Genomic DNA, 20,455 nt, shown 5'->3' on the forward strand with positions numbered 1-20,455 from the left:
TTGTCTTATGCGAGGTCATCAGTTATCTCGATATCGTACAAAGCGGCTGGAGGCAGAAACCCAAAGTATGACCATGATCGACACCTCCTTCAGCGTCATAGATATTTACCGTCGCCATGCTGCCGCATGGACAACTGCGCGCGGCACAGTGCTGCATGAGCACGCGTGGATCGGGCGGTTTGCCGACATGCTGCGTCGAGGGACGGACGTGCTCGATATTGGGTGCGGATCAGGAGAGCCTATCGCGCGTTATCTTGCCAGCAGAGGTCATCCGGTTACCGGTGTGGACGGTTCGCCGGAAATGATCGCGCTATTTCAGGCCAATCTGCCCGGCGCGATAGTGGAAGTGGCGGATATGCGCTTTCTGAAATTGGATCGGAGATACGGCGGACTAATTGCTTGGGACAGCTTCTTTCACCTAGCACCTCAGGATCAGCGGATGATGTTCCCTATCTTCCGAGACCATGCCGAACCGGCGGCCCCATTGCTGTTCACGAGTGGTCCAGCCGTTGGCGAAGCGATAGGCACGCTTAATGGAGAGCCCCTCTATCATGCAAGTCTTGATCCTGACGAATACCGCATTCTGCTCGACCGGAGTGGCTTTGACGTTGTGTCCCATGTTCCTGAAGACCCTGATTGCAGCGGTCACACTGTCTGGCTCGCGCGTCAGCGGCAGTCTTGAGACTGTCGCAAATTTGAGCCGACAGTCGTGATATCTCAGTTAAATTTTGGTGGTGCGAAAATTTCGCTTCGACGAGCGGCCGGGCAGTAACGACGGGAACGGCGGTGAAATCTACGCTACCCGGTATGAAGGGCTCTGCCACTGCCGGTACAACCCTGGAGGCCGCAGATTAAAATCAGCTCCGCATCCAGATCTTAAGCCTGGGGAGATTCAGGACCGAAAAGATCGACAAATGCCTGAAGTTGTTCATCGGTAGCCTCTGCCGGTGCATGGAAAAAGATCATAATTCCTTCGTCTCTAAGTGAAGCCGCTCTTCCTATAGCTTCTTCAAACGTCTCAAACTCGTCTGGCGCTCCGGAATCCATATAGGCTTGGACGGTCCACGGCATTCCGATCTCCCAACGTTACAATTTTATCTTCGCCAGTCCGTAAAAATGGTCAATTCAGATTTACGTTACTTTGTGCATGCAATTTTCTCAGCCACTCATCTCGTATGGTTGTTCCCGAATCCTGCATTCGTCCGACTTCTGATTCTGCGTAAGTGTGGGACAAAATCAGGCTTTGCGCGGCGGGATAGGCGCTTCACCAGCCAAACAGCCGAACATTCGGAAATGGTGGAAGACATTTTTCAACTACGCCTTCTGACGAAGTGTACCTTCATAGCAAAACCCGGCTTTTTCGAGAACACGGTCCGACGCCACGTTACCTGGCAGGGTCCACGCCTCGATGCGGTTCAGAGAAAAGTCGGTGAAGCCGCATCTGGTGACGGCCTCCACCGCTTCGGTCATCAAGCCTCTTCCCCCCGAGTGATGCATTTCATATCCGACGCTCTACAAAAAGCGCCACAAGATCGAGAACAAGTTTGGCAGGCTCAAGGACTGGCGCAGAATACACACCCGATACGACCGCTGCGCCACACCTTCTTCTCAAGCATATGCATCGCAGCCGCCGTCATCTTCTGGCTCTGATTTAACGAGGCCTGAGCCGAGCTCTCATCAATTCTGAAGGCATTCGCAGCGGCTGGTCAGTCTTCCATTACAAATATCGCGTTCAGACCTTTATGATTTACGACTGTATAATCGCATTGGTTTAGAAAGGCTTCGTTAACTCTACCGGCGCATCATTCACCTAGATTCCCGGCAGGCGTGTAAAATACGGCTCGCTTCACTCTACCAAAAGGGCAAGCGCATGCGGTCATACACGCGTCGTCAACAACTCTGCAGATATTCTCATGACTACGAAGATCATGCTCATATAGGCAGAGCGTTTGTGCACTGCTTAGCGGAGCATCATGATTCAATCTTCGTTTGACACATATTTCACGTCAATCGTCTTAGCTCTGGCGTCAGAGGGCATCGATCATAAAGCGCGACACTTAGGGGACCGCGGCTCAGCAAATGGTGCGGTGCGGATTTTGTGGCCGCGCGCCGATTGCTTGCTTTGGTCTCCGCCAGACTCTCAGCAAGCCTGACGTCAACAAGGCGATCATACAGCGCCCGAGACCTCAAAGGTGCGCCAACTCCCAAACGACTTCCAACAGGGGAAACAAAATGTCTTTCTACACTCAATTGAAGAAATCTTCTAAATCTCAGGTTGCTCTGGTCGAGATGCGGCGGATCTGTATCAGCGTCTCGGGCGGCAACCTTTCCGAACGCGCGAACCTCGATGTGGCAACAGGCGACGCGAAGGAGATGCTGATCGCCGTCAACAATTTACTCGACGCCAGCATGCAGCCAATGCAAAAGCTAGGGGCATCTCTCGCGCGTATGTCAAGCGACCACGACAAAGGCGATATTGATGTCAAGTTGTCCACAGATGAGTTTAAAGGGGACTTCGCGCTAATCGCCAAGGGCGTCAACAACATGGTTGACGGCCATATCGCGGTGAAGAGGAAGGCGATGGCTTGTGTCAGGGAATTTGGCGAAGGCAATTTTGAAGCGCCGCTCGAGCAGTTCCCCGGCAAAAAGGCTTTTATCAATGAAACTATCGAAACCTTGCGCGCCAATCTCAAGGGCCTGATTGCCGAAATGAATACAATGTCGATTGAGCACGATAAGGGCGACATTGATGTCTTCGTGCCGGTCGAAAAATTTAAAGGCGACTTTGCTTTGATGGCGAGGGGCATCAACGGCATGGTCAGCGGTCATATAGCTGTCAAAAGGAAGGCCATGGCCTGCATCAAGGAACTCGGCCAGGGTAATTTTGAGGCACCGCTCGAGCAGTTCCCCGGCAAGAAGGCATTTATCAACGAGACTATCGAAACGCTGCGCGGAAATTTAAAAGCGATTATTATGGAACTTCAACGGCTAATTGCTGCGTCCACGGCCGGCAGGCTTTCGGAGCGGGGCGCTCCCGATCGTTTTGTCGGTGATTTCGCCAAGGTGGTCTCCGGTATCAATGGAATGCTAGACGCGATTATTCTTCCGATCTCGGAGGGTAATCGCGTGCTTCTTCAGGTGAGCGTGGGCGATCTTACACAGCATGTGGCAATCGCATGTGAAGGCGACCACGAGCGCATGAAAAACGCGATCAACCATATGGTAGACAACCTCCGTAAAACAGCGGTCATGGCCAACGAGATCGCGAGCGGAAATCTGACGGTCGAACCCGAGCCGCTTTCCGACAAGGACACACTGGGAATCGCGCTTCAGTCCATGGTGGAGCGGCTTCGCGGAGTTGTTGCCGATGCATTGACCGCCAGTGAGAATGTATCAACGGGTTCGCAGATGCTTTCATCTGGTTCTGAGCAGCTTTCGCAGGGCGCCACCGAACAAGCGGCGTCGGCTGAAGAAGCCGCCGCATCGATGGAAGAGATGGCGTCCAATATCAAGCAGACCGCTGATAACGCCGCCCAGACCGAAAAGATTGCCCGCCAATCAGCAAAGGATGCTGAAGCTTCCGGTGAGGCGGTTAATCGCGCCGTGGCTGCGATGCGCACGATCGCCGAGAAGATTTCCATAGTTCAGGAAATCGCCCGCCAGACCGACCTTCTTGCTTTGAATGCAGCGGTGGAAGCAGCGCGTGCAGGTGAGCATGGCAAGGGCTTTGCCGTCGTTGCCTCTGAAGTACGCAAGCTTGCGGAACGCAGCCAGTCAGCTGCCGCGGAGATCAGCGGACTTTCGAGTGAAACGGTGAACGTCGCCACGGAAGCAGGCGCGATGCTGACCCGCTTGGTGCCAGATATCCGCAAGACGGCAGAACTGGTCTCTGAAATCTCCGCAGCCTGCCGCGAGCAGGATGTCGGCGCCAGTCAGATCAATGAAGCAATCCAACAACTCGACAAAGTGACCCAACAAAATGCCGGAGCATCTGAAGAAATGTCGGCTACCTCTGAAGAACTTGCCGCACAGGCCGAGGAACTCCAAGCCTCTATCGCCTTCTTCAAAGTCAATAGTGCAGGAACTGATAACATGCAGCCATCTCGGGGTCAGCCGCTCAGGCATCCCCTCATTTTGAGATGACGTAGGGCGGGAAAGATGATTCTGCATTTCCGTTCGAACGGAGAGCAGAGTCAGATGAACGGCAAGGCGGAGTTTTCTTCTGAAGCGGTGCATTCCTTTGTTGACGAACTTTTTGGCGAGGGCCTGCACGCGAAGCGGGTAACGTCGCTGGCGAAGGCGACGGTTGGCACGCTGCAGGCGTCGTCGCTGGCGGTGAGCGCGATTGGCCACGGTCTTGCGCTGGCCGAAGGAGGGCTCTCGCGTCATGCGATCAAGCAGGTCGACCGGATGCTGTCGAACGACGGGATCGAAGTCGACGCGCTGATGGCCGACTGGGCCGACTATTGTCTTGGTAGCCGCACCGATATCGTCGTCGCCATGGACTGGACCGACTTCGATGCCGACGGGCACTCGACCCTGATGCTGTCGCTGCTTACCGAACATGGCCGGGCGACGCCACTCCTGTGGTTGACGGTACGCAAGGCGGAGCTGAAAGCGCGGCGCAATCAGTATGAATACTGGATCGTGACCCGGCTTGCCGAGCTGTTGCCAACAGAAGTGAAGGTGCTGCTCGTCGCCGATCGCGGCTTTGGCGACGCCAAGCTCTACGGCGTCCTAAAGGACGAGCTGCACTTCGACTATGTCATCCGCTTTCGCGGCAACATCCAGGTGACGACCGGCGGTGAGAGCCGTCCGGCGAAGGAGTGGATCGGCCCCTCGGGACGTGCCAGGCTGCTGCGCGAGGCGACAGTCACGGCGCAGGGATGCCCCGTCGGTGCGGTCGTGTGCGTCCACGCCAAGGACATGAAAGAGCCATGGTGCCTCGCAACCAGCCTGACCAAGGTGACGGCAAAGATCCTCATTGATCTTTACTCCCGGCGCTGGGGCATCGAATGCGCGTTTCGCGATGCCAAGGATTGGCGGTTCGGGATGGGCATGTCGGCAACCCGCGTCTCCACGCCCGCTCGGCGCGACAGGCTGTGGTTGATCGCCGCTCTTGCCATTGTGCTCCTAACCCTGCTGGGCGCTGCCGGAGAGGCCATCGGCTACGACCGCCATCTGCGCACGAGCACGACATCGCGACGCGTGCATTCACTCTTCCGGCAGGGCGTGATGTACTATCAACTGATCCCCAACATGCCCGAGGAAAGATTACGCCCTCTCATCCTACAGTTCGAGACGCTCTTCCGCGACCATCAAATCCTCAAACGTACTTTCGGGATCATTTGAATGAGGGGATTCCTGAGGGTCAGCCGGCCAAAATTCGACCGAAGAGCAATATCCCGGTAAAACCAGCAGCAAGAACTGCAACATTCAAAGTTGGCCATTCGGTCGCAAGCCAGCAAGCGCGTGTTAAGGGGTGGATGCTCGATATGTCGATGGGGGGACCAGATTCTATTGACGCTGACTTTAAAGAAAGTGCATGATCAAACCCGTTAATGGCCTAAAACACCTGTCTAACGGCGTAGTTTGGAGGAAGTTAGAGGCCGCCAAGTGTCAGCTCGCAGCGGCGACGCGTTCTCTGAATCGTTCCGTGCCTTCGACGATCTTGTCCATTAGCGCGTCGAGCGCCCAGAATTTCTCGTGAATGTCGAACGGGACAACGCGGCTGGTGATACCGGCAAAGGTGCCGATACGGCGGTGATAGAGCTTGGCGAGTTTCGGGTAACCCATCGGCTCGGCCATGGCGGACAGGGCAAGATAGACCGCAACTTCCTCCGCAAGGGCCGGATTGGCGGCGCTCCTCGTCAGCATCCATTTGTAGAGATCGGGGTGGAAGTTGGTAAACACGCCGGTGAAGCCACGCGAACCGGCCTTCATGGCATCGGAGGCAATCGCCGCATTGGCGTTGACGATCGCAAGCGGCGTATCTCTGGTCAGCGCCACCCGGCGCCTGACGGTCTCCAGATCACAGGAGACATCCTTGAGAATGGCAAACCGGCCGCTATTGGCACAAAACATCAGTTCCTCGTCGCTGAGCAGGCGACGGTAGGGAGCCGGGCATTCGTAAAGGCCGAGTGTCAGATCTTCAGGAAGACGATTGAGCAGCCAGGTCAGATCGTCGATGAACTGCGTACCGCCTGCCTGCTTGGCGTCAAGGCGGTTAGTGACCAGCACCATGCCGTCAACGCCTGTGGCTGCAATCGCGCTCAGCTCGGCAAGCTGGTCCTCGAGATTCTCGCTGACATGGCCCGAGGCGATCACCGGGACCCGGCCAGCCGCCGCCTGTAGCACGAAGCCGCAAGCTCGACGCGCTCCTCCAGGCTGAGCAATTGCATTTCGCTCGACTGGCAGACGGCAAACAGCGCGTCGGAACCATGGGCGATGTACCACTCAACCAGTCTCTTCCAAGCTTTCCTATCAGCACACGGTTATCCTCCCGGTACCGCACAAGCGACTTGGGTAATCCTGCAACATCGCACAGCTCGATCGCCGGAAGGTTGATTTTACGGCGCCCTGCTTTCGCAGTCCTTTCGGAGAAAATTGTCCGATTTTCATTCTCCATCAAATCGCTTTCGTCAAGCTTGAGAGTTCCCCACCGCATGCCTGAATTGGCTTGGGGAAAGATCTGTTGACTGTTTGAACTGATTGGAGAAATGGAAGGCTGAGTTAAAGCCTAGTAGCCCGGCAATCTCCTTTATCGATTTGTCGGTATTGGAGAGAAAGTCGTGAGCCCGCTGGATCCGGACGGTGATCTGGTACTGTTTGGCAGACATTCCCGTTTTCTCGCGAAAAATCCGCCGGAAATACGGATAGCTGATACCCAGCTCCGCCGCCAAATCTTCGACCGACTGGCCATCCCCGCAGCGCTCCATGAGAATTGCACGAGCCCTATCCACCAAACGCGAGTTCGCCTCGGCCGCAAGGCTTGATGACCGGCTGAGTAATGCAAGCAGCTGCAAGCCGAGGGTCGATATTACCAATTGGTGCAAAACGGCATCTTCGCGGGCGAGAGTATGGATCGCGGCGAACACTGCCGCGATTTCGTCTCCTGCGGGGCTCATTGGCCGCTCTTTATTCAGCAAACCCGTGTGTAGCGCAAAGTCGAAAGCGTTTCCACGGCACTCTATCCAGTGCTCCGTCCAGCCACTCGGCCGATCGGGGGCAAAGCGATGCCATTCTCCGGGAAAAAGGAGGAATACCGACCCTTCCGTCACATTCATCTTCCGCCGCGATTTCCCGAATTCGAGCTTTCCGATCCCGCTGCTGATGAACACGATTTGGTACGCGTGAAGGATACGGCCACGCGACCAGCTGAAATGATGGTCGTCTGGATGGCGGCTCGGAGGATAGCTGGAGTGTGGCGCTATAACCGAATATCCGGTCGAAACTGCAGTGCATCCCCAAGCATCGGATATTCGGTTTTCAGGCATGTAGACAAAATAATTATCCGCCATTTCAAGACCTCAGAGATAAGATCAATTTTTGTATGCAAAAATCACTTTTGCGGTTTTTTCCGGCGTGTCAATACGGTTTGGCAATGCTAGCGTTTCGATTGCTGGGCAACTCGCTGTGATGGTGCCATGCGCAAAACTGTTATTTAGCCGCTGCCGGGGAGGGTAGCGGACGGGAGGAGAGAAACATGAGAACCCCAATCAGACTGCTCGCAGCAGTATCCTGCCTTTTGGCATCTGCTGCCTACGCCGACGATTTCCACGGTTTCGACCCGTTGAAATTCGACGGAAACATGCTTTCTGCCGAGACCCTGGAGGCCATGGTTCAGGATGCATCCAAGGTCACGCCGCCAAAGAACGGCAGCAAATACAGTATCGGCTTTGCCAATCTTCAGCGAGACATCGCCTTTGGCGTCCTTGTCGAAAAAGGCATACAGCAGAATGCGGATGCGGCCGGCGTGGAACTGGTCATCGCCGATAATCGTCTCGACGGACCGACAGCGCTTGCCAACGCCAAGTCGTTTGCCGAGCGCAAGGTCGATTACGTCATCGAATTCCAGACTGACGCCAATTTCGGCCAGGCCGTCATGGATGTGTTCAAGCAGGACGGCACAAAGGTCACTGCCATCGACATCCCGATGCCGGGCGCAAGTTTCTTCGGTGTGAACAATCCAAGATCTGGCTTCATGGGCGGATCTTATCTGGCGACGGCGGCGGCCAAGCAGTTTGGTGCTGATAGCGTGAAGAAGGGCTACCTGGTCATAGGCGCTTTGCCGCAATCGGGCGTCATTCCGCGGATGCGTACCGAAGGACAGCGCGCCGGGTTCCTCGCACTGAGCAAGGCTTTTCCAGCCGATCATATCATCGAGATCGATACGAAAAATACCTTGCAGGAATCCTACACGCAGATGAACAATGTCCTTGGCCGCATTCCACCTGAAGCGCCTATCATGATCATCGGTATCAATGACCAGGCGACAATGGGCATGTTGCAAGCCGTGCGTGCAGCGGGTCGCGTCGACCAGGCCATTGCGGTCGGCAATGGTGCTGATGAAGCCGAGGCGCTCGCCACCGATCCGAAGCTGATCGCGGCGACAGGGTCCTTTCCCGGCAGCTATGGCAACTATCTGATCCCGATCGCGCTTTCAGCGCTTGCGGGAAAACCCGTACCGGAAGCTATATTCGTTACGCATCAGATGGTTACGAAGGCCAACATCTGCAAATTCTACAAGGAATTCGAATGTGCAGGGGAAGCCGACGGCTATGTCTTCCCTGAGGCAGAGTTTGCAAGTTACCTCGCGGGTCTGAAGAAGGAAGACTGGCTGAAGGGTTACGAGGCGATCCTCCCGCAACAATAGGATGAGAGCGGAGGAGAGAGGTATGCAAACGCAACCAGTCATAGGGACCCGCGTACCGCGGCTCCGGATCACCGATGTCACAAAGGCATTTTCCGGCGTGCAGGTGCTGAAAAACGTCAGTTGCTCGGCAGACGCCGGAGAAGTCGTGGCCTTGCTCGGAGCCAATGGCGCCGGCAAGTCCACTTTGATGAAAATCCTGTCCGGTGTCTATTCCTGTGATGCGGGCCTCATCGAAATCGATGGCATACCCGTCGACATCACGTCTGCTCGTGCTGCCATCGCCGCCGGCATTCGCTTGATGCCGCAGGAACTTTCGGTACATCCGGACCTGTCGGTTGCGGAAAACATCGCTCTAGGGTCGATGCCCTTACGGAAGGTGGCCGGGATTGGTTTCGTCGATAGGAACGCCATGCGAAGCCAGGCCCTGGCACTGCTTTCGAGATTGGGTCTCGCCCACATCGTACCGGATCGCAGGATGGGATACCTCTCTCTGCCGGAGCAGCGTATCGTCGAGATCGCCAGAGCGTTGGCCGGGAAAGCCAGAATTCTGATCATGGACGAGCCGACGGCTTCAATGGGAGAGGCTGATGCCGAAACGCTTTTCGGTGTGATCGATGCACTGAGCGCAGACGGCGTGACGGTCATCTATATCTCGCATTATCTCGACGAAGTCTTCCGGCTGTCGGATCGGATCGTGGTGCTGCGAGACGGCGAAGTGCGCGGGCAATTCCGGACCGCCGACACCAGCCATGAGGAAGTACTCAGGGCGATGCTTGGTGGTGACCTCGGTGACCTGTTTCCTCCGAAATCCGTCGCTCTTCCGGAAGAGACCGTCGTTACGGTCGACGGGCTCTCGCTGCCCGGTTGGCTTGAGGACGTTTCGTTTTCGGTGCGACGCGGCGAAATCCTGGGCGCATTCGGCCTGATCGGCTCCGGTATCGAGAAAGTGGGGAGAGCCGTCTACGGCGCGGAACCATCTGCAAGGGCGCGATCCCTGCGGATGGCTGACAAGGAGATCAAACTCTCCGGTCCGAAACAAAGCATCGAAAACAGCATCGGTTTTGTCGCGGCGGAACGCAAGCGGCAAGGTCTGATCGGCAATCTCACGGTCCGGACGAACACGACTCTCCCATACCTTGGATCCTTCACACGTTTTGGAGTGGTCGACACCGCGCGAGAGCGTGCGATTTCGCAGCACTGGATCAAAACCCTTCGCGTCAAGACCACGGGACCGGAGCAGGAGATACGCCTGTTGTCGGGCGGAAACCAGCAGAAGCTGTGTCTTGCTCGCTGGCTGCTCGGCAGCCCAAAGCTTCTAATCCTCGAGGAGCCGACACGCGGCGTCGATCTCGGCGCAAGGCGGGAGATTTACGACGAAATCCACCGCCTTGCGGTCGGCGGCATGGGGATACTTCTCGTATCGTCGGACGCCGAAGAGGTTGCCGGCCTCGCAGACCGGACCCTCGTTTTTGAAGACGGAAAAGTCGTCGCAGTCCTCGGACCACAGGCATCGGCGGCGGATCTGATGCAGGCGGCAGAAACGAGGTCCGTTTCGAGCGCCTCGAATGAATTGGAGAAAGCATGAGCAAGTCTGGTTCGATCGTGGAACATGGGCCAGCGGAGAAGCCCGGGCGTCCCTCTTTGGCGGACGTTCTGGCACGGCCGGCCGCGGGCATCGTCGTGCTCCTGGTATTTTACGTCGTCATTCTCGCCGCTTTCGCGCTGCTGTCGCCCTATTTCCTTACAGTCAGCAATCTTGCAAACATCGGTACCAACATGGCCTTCATCGGGTTGATGGCCGCAGCGGGCACGCCGCTCATTATCGGTGGCGGACTGGATCTCTCGGTCGCAGCCGTCGCGGGTCTCGCAGGTGTCATCGTCGCATTGATCCATGCGAACGGTATGAACATCTGGATCGGGTGTCTGGCGGCTTTATTCGTCGGCGCAGGGGTCGGCGTCCTGAACGGCCTGATCGTCACCAAGCTGCGCCTCAACCCGTTGATCGTGACATTGGGAACGATGAGCATCTTCTCCGGGATATCCATGGTCATGACGGGGGGCCTGAGCAAGCCGCTATTCGTTCCGGCATTCAACTGGCTGGGGTCCGGTCGTGTTCTTTCGATACCGTTCCCCGTCATCCTGATGCTGGTCGTCTTCGTCGTTCTTTGGCTGGTGCTTTCAAAGACGCCGTTCGGTCGTTTCGTCTATGCGACCGGGGGCAACCCGGAGGCAAGCAGCCTTCTTGGCGTACCTGTCGAGCGGACGCAGTTGATCCTGTACGTGGTCTCCGGCATTTCTGGAGCAGCTGCTGGCATCATTCTGTCAGCCATGCTCGGTGCCGCAGCGCCGAATGCCGCCAGTCAGCATCTGCTGACCATCATTGCGGCTATCATCCTGGGAGGCACGAGCCTGTTCGGCGGGCGCGGCAGCGTATGGGGCACGCTGATCGCCGTGTTGATTCTCGGAACGCTGAACAACGGCCTTACGCTCATGAATGTGTCGAGCTTCTGGCAGGATGTGACGCGCGGCGTCGTCTTGTTGTTGGCGGTTGGTCTCGATCAACTCCGCGTCCGCCTGCAAGGCTGAAACCCCATTTTTCCGGAGAACCAGAATGTCTGAGCGTCCCTTGAAGGCTGGCCTGTTTGGCATCGGCCTGGAAGCCTATTGGCCGCAATTCGAAGGGCTCGAGGCGCGGTTACGCGGGTATATCGACGTCGTTGCCTCGAAGCTCGAGCGCCCTGGCGTGGACATAGTGAATCTCGGTCTAATCGATACGCCGGAAAAGGCTCTGGACGCTGGTCATGACTTCCGGGGGGCCGACGTCGATATCATCTTCCTTTACATAACGACCTACGCGCTGTCTTCGACGGTGCTGCCTGTTGTCCGCCGCGCCAAAGTTCCGGTCATCATTCTAAATTTACAGCCGGTGGCTGCGATCGACTATGCATCCTTCAACGCGCTCGGCGACAGGACGGCTATGACGGGCGAGTGGCTTGCCCATTGCGCGGCGTGCCCGGTGCCGGAGATCGCCAACGTCTTCACTCGTGCAGGCATCGACTTTCACCAGGTCACGGGAATTCTCGAGGACGACCCGATCGTCGACAATGCGATTGAGGAATGGATCGAGGCTGCACGTGTCGCGCATGTCATGGCGCATAATAGGCTCGGCGTGATGGGGCATTATTATAACGGCATGCTCGATATCTACTCCGATATCACCACGCAAAGCGCGGTGTTCGGCACGCATATCGAGGTCCTGGAAATCGACGATTTGGCGCGCCTGAGGCGCGAAATCACCGACGGCGAAATCATGGCTTGTCTCGATAAGATCAGATCCGATTTCGATGTGCAGGCCGATTGCGACGAAAAGGAACTCACTCGGGCGGCGAGAACGGCTGTTGCGCTCCGCAAACTCGTGGAAGTCAAGCAGATCGGTTCTCTGGCGTATTACTACGAATCCGTTCCGGGTCATGAATACGAGGACGTCATTACGTCCGTTATTGTCGGTTGCTCGATGCTGACGGCAGACGGCATTCCGGTTGCTGGTGAATACGAGATCAAGAACGCGCAGGCAATGAAGATCATGGACAGTTTCGGCGCCGGCGGATCGTTCACCGAATACTATGCGATGGACTTCAAGGCTGACGTCGTTCTCATGGGACATGATGGCCCTGGTCACCCGAAGATTGCCGAAGGCCGGACGAAGATCCGCCCTCTGCAGGTTTTCCATGGCAAGGTCGGCTCGGGTGTCAGCGTCGAAATGTCGGTCAAACATGGACCGGTAACACTGCTTTCAGTCGTGGAAAGCGCGGGCACGCTTAAACTGCTATGCGCGGAGGGTCACTCAGTAAAAGGGTCTATTTTGGAAATTGGGAACACGAATAGCCGGTACCAATTTTCCATTGGCGCGCGCGCGTTCACGGAGAATTGGAATGCCCAGGGACCGGCGCATCATTGTGCGGTTGGCGTCGGCCATATCGCAAGCAAGATCGAAAAGCTGGCAAAACTTCTCAATGTCAAAATCGTGCGAATTTGCTGATCAGGATCGTGCCTTCCACAGGCTTGTTGCTGGGACGAGAGCTGCAGAATCACTCACTGCCGCTCGCATGCATTGGTCTCGACATCTCCATCTGAGAGAAATCAATCAGTGAATGTTGTGCCCGCGTTTCATAAACGAGGAATCGGATGCAAAAAACGAACATCTCGCGATTAGGACTTACGAATTCAGACGTGGATGAACTCAGACAGCACTATGCGGAAACCTTGAAACCTGTACGTATCGATCCAATCGATAGCAATAGAACAATCTCAGTGCATGATCTTCATATCAAACTGGCAGCATTTGATATTTGGGCAGGCGGGTGTTCCTCGGGAATGAGAGTATCCTTCACCGAACCTCCCGATCTCTACGCATTGTATATTCCCTTGTCGGGGACAATGGAATTCAAGCGGCAAAACTCAACCCTGATCTCAGCTCCCGGAACTATCTTTGCTTGCGATCTCGCATCAATCGACTCGATCCTTCTACACCCTCAGCGTTCTCACATCGGAATTGCGTTTGATAAGAAGATGGTCGCCGAGCATCTGGAAGCGGTGACAGGCCGCCCAGGTGACAGAAATATTGACATATTTGATGTGATAAATACTGAGGGCGACGGCAAACAACTTGAAGAGATGTGCAAGCTAATCTGGCGCAATCTGCAAGCTAATCCCGAGGAGGGTATCCGCCAAAAGTCAAACGAGTTGCTGCTTCGCGCCATCACGCTAAAGCTGTTCGAAAATCTTCATCGTGTGGATCTACTCAAAGAGCGTCATTCACCCGCAGTTCCACGGCATGTTAAAATTGCGATTGAATATATGGTCGGACATGTTCACTTGCCGATCACTATCAATGATATTGCGGGCGCAGCCGGGGTAAGCTCGAGAGGATTGCAGCTTGCCTTCCAACAGTTCAAGGATACCACGCCATTAAGCTACCTGCGGCAGCTACGCATACAGCATGCACGACAAGATCTAATCGCGACTAGAGACAGCGAGGTGACGGTTGCTGCTGTGGCAAAGCGTTGGGGTTTTTCAAATGCAGCTCGCTTTACTGAGTTGTATCTTCAAGTACACGGCGAAACACCGAGAGAGACAATAAGAAAACTACGCTGAATAAACGATAGCGACCCCTGGAATACAACCTGTGATTAAGACCTTGAAATGCATGTTATAAAGTAACCGTCCGATTGGCACCGCCTGCCGCTTAACGGCTTGGTCGACTAAGACATGTGTTTAACGACGTCGTTAGCGACGTGTCTTAGTCGGGGATTGCGATGCGCGTTGAGATTCTTGAGCAGGAACGCCGGCGTCGATGGCGCGACGATGAGAAGCTCGCGATTGTCATGTCGGTTGGGGTTGCGGGAGCCACAATCACAGAGGTTGCTCATCGTCACGATGTAACGCGTCAAGAGATCTACACCTGGCGTGGCGAACTCAAAAAGAAGGGGCTGCTGTCGGCGTCTGCGGATGCATTGTTCATTCCTATCGATATGAATTCCGTACAGACCTGATGTTCAGGAGCACAGGGAGAGCAGCTCCGGGATGATCGAATTACGATTGAGCTGCGGTCGCACGCTTCGCTTCGACAGTACGGTCGATACGGCCATCCTGACGCAGCTTATTCGGGCGGTGGAAGCAGCATGATCGGGCCTGGGACCGGCGTTCGGGTCTATCTTGCGTGTGGGATCACGGACATGCGCAAAGGAATAGAAGGCCTGGCAGCCCTTGCACAGGATGTCCTGCGCCAGAAGCCAACGGGCGGCGCTGTATTTGCCTTTCGGGGCAAACGCGGCGATCGATTGAAGCTGCTGTATTTTGATGGCCAAGGCTTCTGCCTGTATTACAACGATCGGCGTTCATACTACACCTCTTTCCTCGCCAGTTGATGTTCTTGGCTCTGTTTGCGTTTGTTGATACGCAGCAGCGCGATCTTCGAGTGGATTCCATCGGCTGCATTGCTTTTGCGGCAGGTCTCCATCGGCGATTTCGTACAGGCTATAGTGCCCGTTATAGGCATGTCTGGTGATGAGGCCAAATTTGGCCCATCTGGCGACTGTTTGCTCGCTGATATTGAGATGCGCTGCCGCTTCCTGCCTTGTCAGCATTCCCCGCTGTCGCAGTCGATCATATCGTGATCGCAGCTTATATTCGTGGATGAGATAGGCGACTTTGAGGGGTGTAAAGCGGGCGTCCTGGCAGCCGCGACGTGCGGTTCCACCTGGGCGATGTCCCTGCTCGTTTAGAATCTCGGCGATCTCGGGATAAATGTAATCGTCGAGAAGCCTATCGACCAGCTCAATGATACTGAGCTTTGTCTTGATCTGCTGAGGAGAGGATTTTGGGTTCATGGTGGTAAGCGTCTGGATTTTGCCGCCCTTGAAGCGAACGTGAAGCTTGGTGGTTCCTTCCGCTGGCAACTTTAGGAGAGTAACATCCTCAATGATGTGGGCCAGCAATCGCTTGCGTTCGCGGCATGGGGTATCCGGATCCTTCCAGAGCTGGTTGAAGTCGGCCGTCATCGCGACTAACCGTTCGTGGACAGCTTTATCAAGGATGAATTGATCGTGCTCTCGACCACGTTCGCGTTCTTCGCGGGCACTGGCCAGCGTGCGAAGCTTCTCGTTCCATTCACCTTCGAGCGTGTCGGCGACGAGGCGGTTACTAGGATCGACAAGCATGAAGCGGCGCTGAGCGAGCTCGGCTTCCGTTTGGGCGCGTTCGATGGCGCGACAGCGCAGCCGGTCTGCTTCTTCATGGCGGGCTTGGATCTCCTTGCGGACTTCGAGAGCGAGCTCGACGGCCGCCGGCGTCATCTGCTCGGCAATCAGCATACCGATGGCTTCATCGACGGGAGGCCCGGCGATCGACTGACACATAGGCTCCCCACGATAAATACGGGCACGATTGCAAATGTACCAGGCTTCCTGCCGGCCACGCCGCGCCGCATAGCGAACCCTAAGATGGCTGCCGCACTGCCCACACACGGCTCGGCCTTGCAGCAGTGCCGGTCCCTCCCTTGGGATTGAAGCTCGTGCCGCTTCAAATCCACAGCCATTCGCCTTGAGGATCTTCAGATTCTCCTGATGTCGCTCCCAGCTGATATAGCCGGGATGAGCATCGGGAATGCAGGCCGGCCAGTCATCAATGTCGCGCGCACGCAGAGTCTTTTTGCCGTCGATGGTGCGTCGAAACTGTCGTCGGCCATAGGTATAGGCGCCAGCGTAGCGCGGATTGTTCAGGACACGCATCGCCGTCGATGCGGTCAGCGGCCGAAACAGCGTGCCGCCGTTGTGTAGGCGCGATGGAAACAATAGTCCCTCATTGCGAAAGACCTTGACGGTCTGGGAGGCGGACCCGAGGCGAGAGAACATCTCAAAGAAATGAATGATCGTTTCTCTGACTTGCGTGTCTGGATCAAGAGTCACATTGCCGAAATGGTCATAGACCAGCCCGGTCGGCAGGAGGCAACGAAACTCGCCGCGCCGCACCTTATTGAGAATGCCGCCGCGTAGCCGGGCTTTGATCACATGCAGCTCGGCCTCACTCATTGTTCCCTTCAGGCCGAGCAGGAGCCGGTCGTTGAAACTTGCCGGATCATAGACGCCGTCCTCGTCGAGGATCAGGGTGTCGGCAAGGGCGCAGATCTCCAACAGACGTTGCCAGTCGGCATTGTTGCGCGCCAGACGGGAGACTTCCAGGCCCATGACGATCCCGGCATGCCCCATGCCGACATCGCTGACCAGCCGCTGAAACCCTTCGCGCCACGCCGCCGATGCACCGGACTCTCCTTGATCGTTGTCGATGACGATAACCTGCTCGTCGCGCCAGCCGAGGGCGACAGCGCGTCCCCGAAGCGCATATTGCCGCCTGGCGCTCTCGACGTTCTCAACGACTTGCCGCATTGAAGACTGGCGGATGTACAGGTAGGCGCCGCGTTCGAGGTGATGAGGCTGGACTTTGAGGTGTACATTCATGGTGATCTCCGATCGTTGATGCTCATTGCGATTGTCGCAAGGACGTGAACAACGGCGCTGTGCCCGCCGTGCAGCGGCCAAGCAATTGACGATGGGTAAAGCTGCTCTCGCGGGGTGCTTGCTGTTGCTGTCAGCGCCTGAGCCCATCCCCACATGCCCCGACGCAGAAAGAGCATCAGACCGCTACGGGCCATAAGCGGCAGCGCTGCGCCGAAAGCAGCCTGGCGCAATACCTCGTACTGGGACGCGATGGTCGACGGTTGGATCAGGCATGCCACCGCCGCGGCAGTGTTTACCTGCTGCTTTTTTTTAGAACCCGCTCGATCGATCTGGGATGAAGCTCGATATCGAGTTCCTGGCGGAGCAGCTTGGCCAGTTCCCGGGCGCGAACGGGTTCTCCTGGGCCAAGCTGCGCCTGCAGAAATGCCAGGACTTTGTCGTCGATCTTGTGGGGACGGCGGGGGCCCGGCTTTGTCGGCACCAATCCCGCAATCCCGGCCATGTCGAAGTTCACCTTGGCCTGGTAGTAGGTTGGCCTGGAAACACCGTACTCGTCGGAGGCCTCCGTCACCGAAACCTTGTCGATGGAGACGCGACGCAGCATCTCGTATTTGACCTGCACGGCGTCGTGCGGATCGAAGAACTCGCTGCCCCGAAATTTTGGATCGCGCACCTTCTCGGGGGTGGGATTGAACGTGCCCTCTTCGATGAGGACATCCGTCTTTGTGCGCTTGCTGTCGTACTTCGCAGACATCAATGGCTCCGAGGACACGAAGCGGCGTTAGAGTAATTCTAATTATGACGCATTTTACTACCTCGTCAAGCTGATGCGTATGGTCTATTTGACGAAATGACTCGTAATTGCAGGCATATCCTCTCATAAAAGCGACCTCTTGCGGCATAATCCACTTTACAAATGCGGCATATTTATCCTTACACTTCTGCACGTCAGCGCGGCCCCAATTTGCTCGAAAGGCGCTTCACCAGAGTGGCCAACTCCATTAAGTCGACCACCCGCAAGAGCGATCGTCCGTTGCTCATGACGACCTCAGGATCCAAGCTTACAAGATCAGTCCATTGCGGAGGAACCGACCAAACAGTGGCGTCCTCGGTCTGCAGCAAAAGGCGTTCACCATGCCGGTTGTAGCGCTTGCCGACGCACGGCAATTGTCGTGGGAATAAAGGATGAAACGGATGTGTAACCCGCACTAACTGCGTATCTGCGTTGGCAGTGGCTGCATTCTGTTGTGAGGTACAAGATCTTGCAGAAAGGTCGGTTCCCATGGCCTTCGGCGTCCGACGGGACGGCGCGACTGACGTCGGCCCAACTGGCGATGTTGTGGGAAGGGATCGATTGGCGTCGTCCGGATTGGGGAGCGCCACCGGCTCGTGTCGGGTGATTTTATCCCTCTGAAACCACTCGTTTTTATGGCAATTTCTCCTGACTTATGGTAGTCGGGATCATGTCAAACGCAACGACAAATCTGACCGACGATCCAGCCTTTCTCAAGGCAATGATTGCCGCTTTGCTGGCAGAAAACGCGAAGATGTCGGCGACGTTGCAAGCGCACGACCAGTTAATCCAAACCCTGCGGCTGCGCATCGCCAAGCTGAAGAAACAGGTCTTCGGCAAGTCTTCCGAAAAGATCGAGCGTGAAATCGAGCAGTTGGAACTGGCGCTTGAGGATCTATTGATCTCCGCCGCTGAGGGCAATACGGCCCCGATCGATGAAGCCGATGAGACGCCGTCTGTTGTGCCTCTGGCGCATGCGTCGGAAAAGATCATGCGCCGACGCCCACGCGTGTTCGACAAGGCGGTGCGCGAGCGCCGAGAACTCGATTCCGGCACCTGCTGCCCGGAATGCGGAGGTGAGTTGCGTCTTGTCGGTGAGGACGCCACCGAAATCCTCGACATGATTGCGGCGCAGATGAAGGTGATCGAGGTCGCCCGATTGAAGAAGTCCTGCCGCTGCTGCGAGAAGATGGTGCAGGTGCCTGCGCCCAGCCGTCCGATCCCTGGCAGCATGGCGGGCGCTGGCCTCCTGGCGTACATTCTGGTCTCGAAGTTCGATGATCATTTGCCGCTATACCGTCTGAACGAGATCTTCGCCCGCATGGGCGTCGACATTCCCGACAGCACGATGGGCGATTGGTGTGGTCGCGCCATGCAGGTCCTTCAGCCTCTCATCGAACGGATCGAAACGGCGATCATGGCAAGTGATCTCCTTCATGCGGACGATACCCCGATCCGGGTGCTGGATCGCTCGCTGCGAGACAAAGGGCTGGGGAAAGGCGTGAAGGGCAGGATCTGGACATATGTTCGCGATCAACGTCCCTGGGCTGGAGCCTCCCCGCCGGGTGCAGTCTACTATTTTGCGCCTGACTGGAAAGAAGAGCACGTCCACCGCCATCTCAAGCAATCAAGTGGCATCCTTCAGGCTGACGGCTACAAAGGATACGGGAAGCTGTATTCAGCTGGAGCGGATGGGCTCTCGCGCTTCAAAGAAGCTTCCTGCTGGGCGCATTGGCGACGCGACTTCCACGATATCTGGACATCGAACAAATCCGAGATCGCGCGGGAAGCCCTCGATCGTATCGGTGCGCTCTACGACATAGAGCGAGACATCAACGGTCAGCCTCCCGAGATCCGCCTTGCCGCGCGTCAAAAGCAGAGCAAGCCCAAGGCTGAAGCATTCCGTCTCTGGGCCGAAGCCCAACTGACCCGCATACCAGGCAAGGGTGATCTGGCGGCAGCCTTTCGATATGGTTTGAGCCGATGGTCTTCGCTCTGCCTGTTCCTCGATGACGGCCCTATCGCGATCGACAACAATGCCGCCGAGCGGGCTCTGCGTCCGATAGGCGTTGGAAGACGCAACTGGCTATTCGCAGGAGCCGACACAGGGGCTGAGACCTTGGCGCGGGCCATGACGATCATCGAGACGGCCAAGATGAATGGTCTTGATCCTCAGGCATATCTGACTGATGTGCTCGACCGCATCCACGATCACAAGATCAACCGCCTTGACGAGCTGCTGCCGTGGAACTGGTCTCGTCAAAATCTCCGCCGAGGCAGCCTGATGGCGACAGTCACATACGTCCGTACAATCAAATTTGTTGCCGAAATTCTCGAAGAGGATCAGGAGCTTCTTCAGGCAATCGTCTCCAACGATGATAATCTGAGCTACGGCAGCATCATCTCCGTGTACACAGGAGACGACGAATCCGTGACCGCGCTGACAGACGACGGCATGGACGAGTTGGAGCAGATGCTCAAAGACGCGCGCCGCTCACTCCAAGAATAGAACGACTTCCTCGACAGTTTCGTCGACGACAAGGAACTCGTTGCTCGCATCAAAGCGAACTCTCAGCGGTAACAATCGGGCGGTTACGTTATAAAAAAGACTTTTGGAACTTAAAATCAAAAAACATAAATATACAAAAAGCGAACAATGTAGACGAAATACGAAATATACGTAATGCGATAAGCTACTGCATTAACGCGTTAACTGTCAGGTAACGCGTGGCGACTGATCATGTATGACAAAGAGAAAGTTACGTCGAAAAT

At 56.1% G+C, this 20,455-nt stretch carries 16 protein-coding genes and 5 pseudogenes; 14 read left to right on the forward strand and 7 right to left on the reverse strand.

The window, feature by feature from the left end:
* Window positions 1-67: 67 nt before the first annotated feature.
* Window positions 68-682 carry a class I SAM-dependent DNA methyltransferase gene (locus PR018_RS21075; protein ID WP_341799000.1) on the forward strand — a complete coding sequence of 205 codons (615 nt, stop codon included), beginning with the start codon at window positions 68-70 and terminating at the stop codon, window positions 680-682.
* Window positions 683-876: 194 nt separating this feature from the next.
* Here the strand turns inward: PR018_RS21075 and PR018_RS21080 are convergent, their stop codons facing one another.
* Entirely contained in the window at window positions 877-1,071 is a 195-nt protein-coding gene (locus PR018_RS21080; protein ID WP_142831230.1) for a hypothetical protein, read from the reverse strand.
* A 243-nt stretch (window positions 1,072-1,314) separates the two neighbouring features.
* Window positions 1,315-1,470, reverse strand: a complete 156-nt coding sequence (locus PR018_RS21085) for a GNAT family N-acetyltransferase (RefSeq protein WP_244615443.1) — start codon at window positions 1,468-1,470, stop codon at window positions 1,315-1,317.
* A 43-nt stretch (window positions 1,471-1,513) separates the two neighbouring features.
* Between PR018_RS21085 and PR018_RS21090 the strand changes: the two are divergent.
* From PR018_RS21090 to PR018_RS21100, 3 genes and pseudogenes are all read left to right on the forward strand, one after another.
* Window positions 1,514-1,650: pseudogene (locus PR018_RS21090) on the forward strand (transposase); the annotation flags it as partial.
* A gap of 582 nt (window positions 1,651-2,232) precedes the next feature.
* The gene (locus PR018_RS21095; protein WP_205470424.1) at window positions 2,233-4,143 is read left to right on the forward strand and encodes a methyl-accepting chemotaxis protein; all 1,911 of its coding nucleotides are present in this window, start codon (window positions 2,233-2,235) and stop codon (window positions 4,141-4,143) included.
* 54 nt (window positions 4,144-4,197) lie between these two features.
* On the forward strand, window positions 4,198-5,352 hold the full coding sequence (locus tag PR018_RS21100; protein WP_142832625.1) for an IS4 family transposase: 1,155 nt from the start codon (window positions 4,198-4,200) through the stop codon (window positions 5,350-5,352).
* A gap of 267 nt (window positions 5,353-5,619) precedes the next feature.
* Here the strand turns inward: PR018_RS21100 and PR018_RS21105 are convergent.
* Window positions 5,620-6,485, reverse strand: a pseudogene (locus PR018_RS21105) (dihydrodipicolinate synthase family protein); the annotation flags it as partial.
* Between the two features lie 156 nt (window positions 6,486-6,641).
* Window positions 6,642-7,520, reverse strand: a complete 879-nt coding sequence (locus tag PR018_RS21110; RefSeq protein WP_142832541.1) for a helix-turn-helix domain-containing protein — start codon at window positions 7,518-7,520, stop codon at window positions 6,642-6,644.
* 185 nt (window positions 7,521-7,705) lie between these two features.
* Between PR018_RS21110 and PR018_RS21115 the strand changes: the two genes are divergently transcribed.
* The 7 genes and pseudogenes from PR018_RS21115 to tnpB (PR018_RS21145) all read left to right on the forward strand — a co-directional run.
* Window positions 7,706-8,875 carry a sugar ABC transporter substrate-binding protein gene (locus PR018_RS21115; RefSeq protein ID WP_142832540.1) on the forward strand — a complete coding sequence of 390 codons (1,170 nt, stop codon included), beginning with the start codon at window positions 7,706-7,708 and terminating at the stop codon, window positions 8,873-8,875.
* A 22-nt stretch (window positions 8,876-8,897) separates the two neighbouring features.
* Window positions 8,898-10,460, forward strand: a complete 1,563-nt coding sequence (locus tag PR018_RS21120; RefSeq protein ID WP_142832539.1) for a sugar ABC transporter ATP-binding protein — start codon at window positions 8,898-8,900, stop codon at window positions 10,458-10,460.
* A complete protein-coding gene (locus PR018_RS21125; protein WP_142832538.1) occupies window positions 10,457-11,461 on the forward strand; it encodes an ABC transporter permease in 1,005 nt (334 codons plus the stop codon). The genes PR018_RS21120 and PR018_RS21125 overlap by 4 nt, the downstream gene beginning before the upstream one ends.
* A 25-nt stretch (window positions 11,462-11,486) precedes the next feature.
* Entirely contained in the window at window positions 11,487-12,914 is a 1,428-nt protein-coding gene (locus PR018_RS21130) for an L-arabinose isomerase family protein (protein WP_142832542.1), read from the forward strand.
* Window positions 12,915-13,060: 146 nt separating this feature from the next.
* On the forward strand, window positions 13,061-14,029 hold the full coding sequence (locus tag PR018_RS21135) for a helix-turn-helix transcriptional regulator (protein WP_142832537.1): 969 nt from the start codon (window positions 13,061-13,063) through the stop codon (window positions 14,027-14,029).
* A gap of 161 nt (window positions 14,030-14,190) precedes the next feature.
* On the forward strand, window positions 14,191-14,427 hold the full coding sequence (locus tag PR018_RS21140; protein ID WP_142832536.1) for a transposase: 237 nt from the start codon (window positions 14,191-14,193) through the stop codon (window positions 14,425-14,427).
* A gap of 129 nt (window positions 14,428-14,556) precedes the next feature.
* Window positions 14,557-14,757, forward strand: a pseudogene (tnpB, locus tag PR018_RS21145) (IS66 family insertion sequence element accessory protein TnpB); the annotation flags it as partial.
* 15 nt (window positions 14,758-14,772) lie between these two features.
* Here tnpB (PR018_RS21145) and PR018_RS21150 read toward each other — a convergent pair.
* The 3 genes from PR018_RS21150 to PR018_RS28510 form a co-directional block, all read right to left on the reverse strand.
* On the reverse strand, window positions 14,773-17,037 hold the full coding sequence (locus PR018_RS21150; protein ID WP_279621420.1) for a recombinase family protein: 2,265 nt from the start codon (window positions 17,035-17,037) through the stop codon (window positions 14,773-14,775).
* 145 nt (window positions 17,038-17,182) lie between these two features.
* Window positions 17,183-17,644, reverse strand: a complete 462-nt coding sequence (locus PR018_RS21155; protein WP_111222197.1) for a helix-turn-helix domain-containing protein — start codon at window positions 17,642-17,644, stop codon at window positions 17,183-17,185.
* A gap of 194 nt (window positions 17,645-17,838) precedes the next feature.
* Window positions 17,839-18,174: a DUF5372 family protein gene (locus PR018_RS28510; RefSeq protein WP_161991122.1), complete on the reverse strand. Its 336-nt coding sequence runs from the start codon at window positions 18,172-18,174 to the stop codon at window positions 17,839-17,841.
* Between PR018_RS28510 and tnpB (PR018_RS21160) the strand changes: the two genes are divergently transcribed.
* The 3 genes and pseudogenes from tnpB (PR018_RS21160) to PR018_RS21170 all read left to right on the forward strand — a co-directional run bounded on the left by tnpB (PR018_RS21160) (window position 18,138) and on the right by PR018_RS21170 (window position 20,264).
* Window positions 18,138-18,290: an IS66 family insertion sequence element accessory protein TnpB gene (gene tnpB, locus PR018_RS21160; protein WP_222071781.1), complete on the forward strand. Its 153-nt coding sequence runs from the start codon at window positions 18,138-18,140 to the stop codon at window positions 18,288-18,290. The two genes, PR018_RS28510 and tnpB (PR018_RS21160), sit on opposite strands and share 37 nt — an antisense overlap.
* 63 nt (window positions 18,291-18,353) lie before the next feature.
* Window positions 18,354-19,940 (forward strand): annotated as a pseudogene (gene tnpC / locus PR018_RS21165) (IS66 family transposase); the annotation flags it as partial.
* A gap of 27 nt (window positions 19,941-19,967) precedes the next feature.
* Window positions 19,968-20,264: pseudogene (locus tag PR018_RS21170) on the forward strand (hypothetical protein).
* Window positions 20,265-20,455 lie beyond the last annotated feature (191 nt).

This window comes from Rhizobium rhododendri, assembly GCF_007000325.2.
Classification (GTDB): domain Bacteria; phylum Pseudomonadota; class Alphaproteobacteria; order Rhizobiales; family Rhizobiaceae; genus Rhizobium; species Rhizobium rhododendri.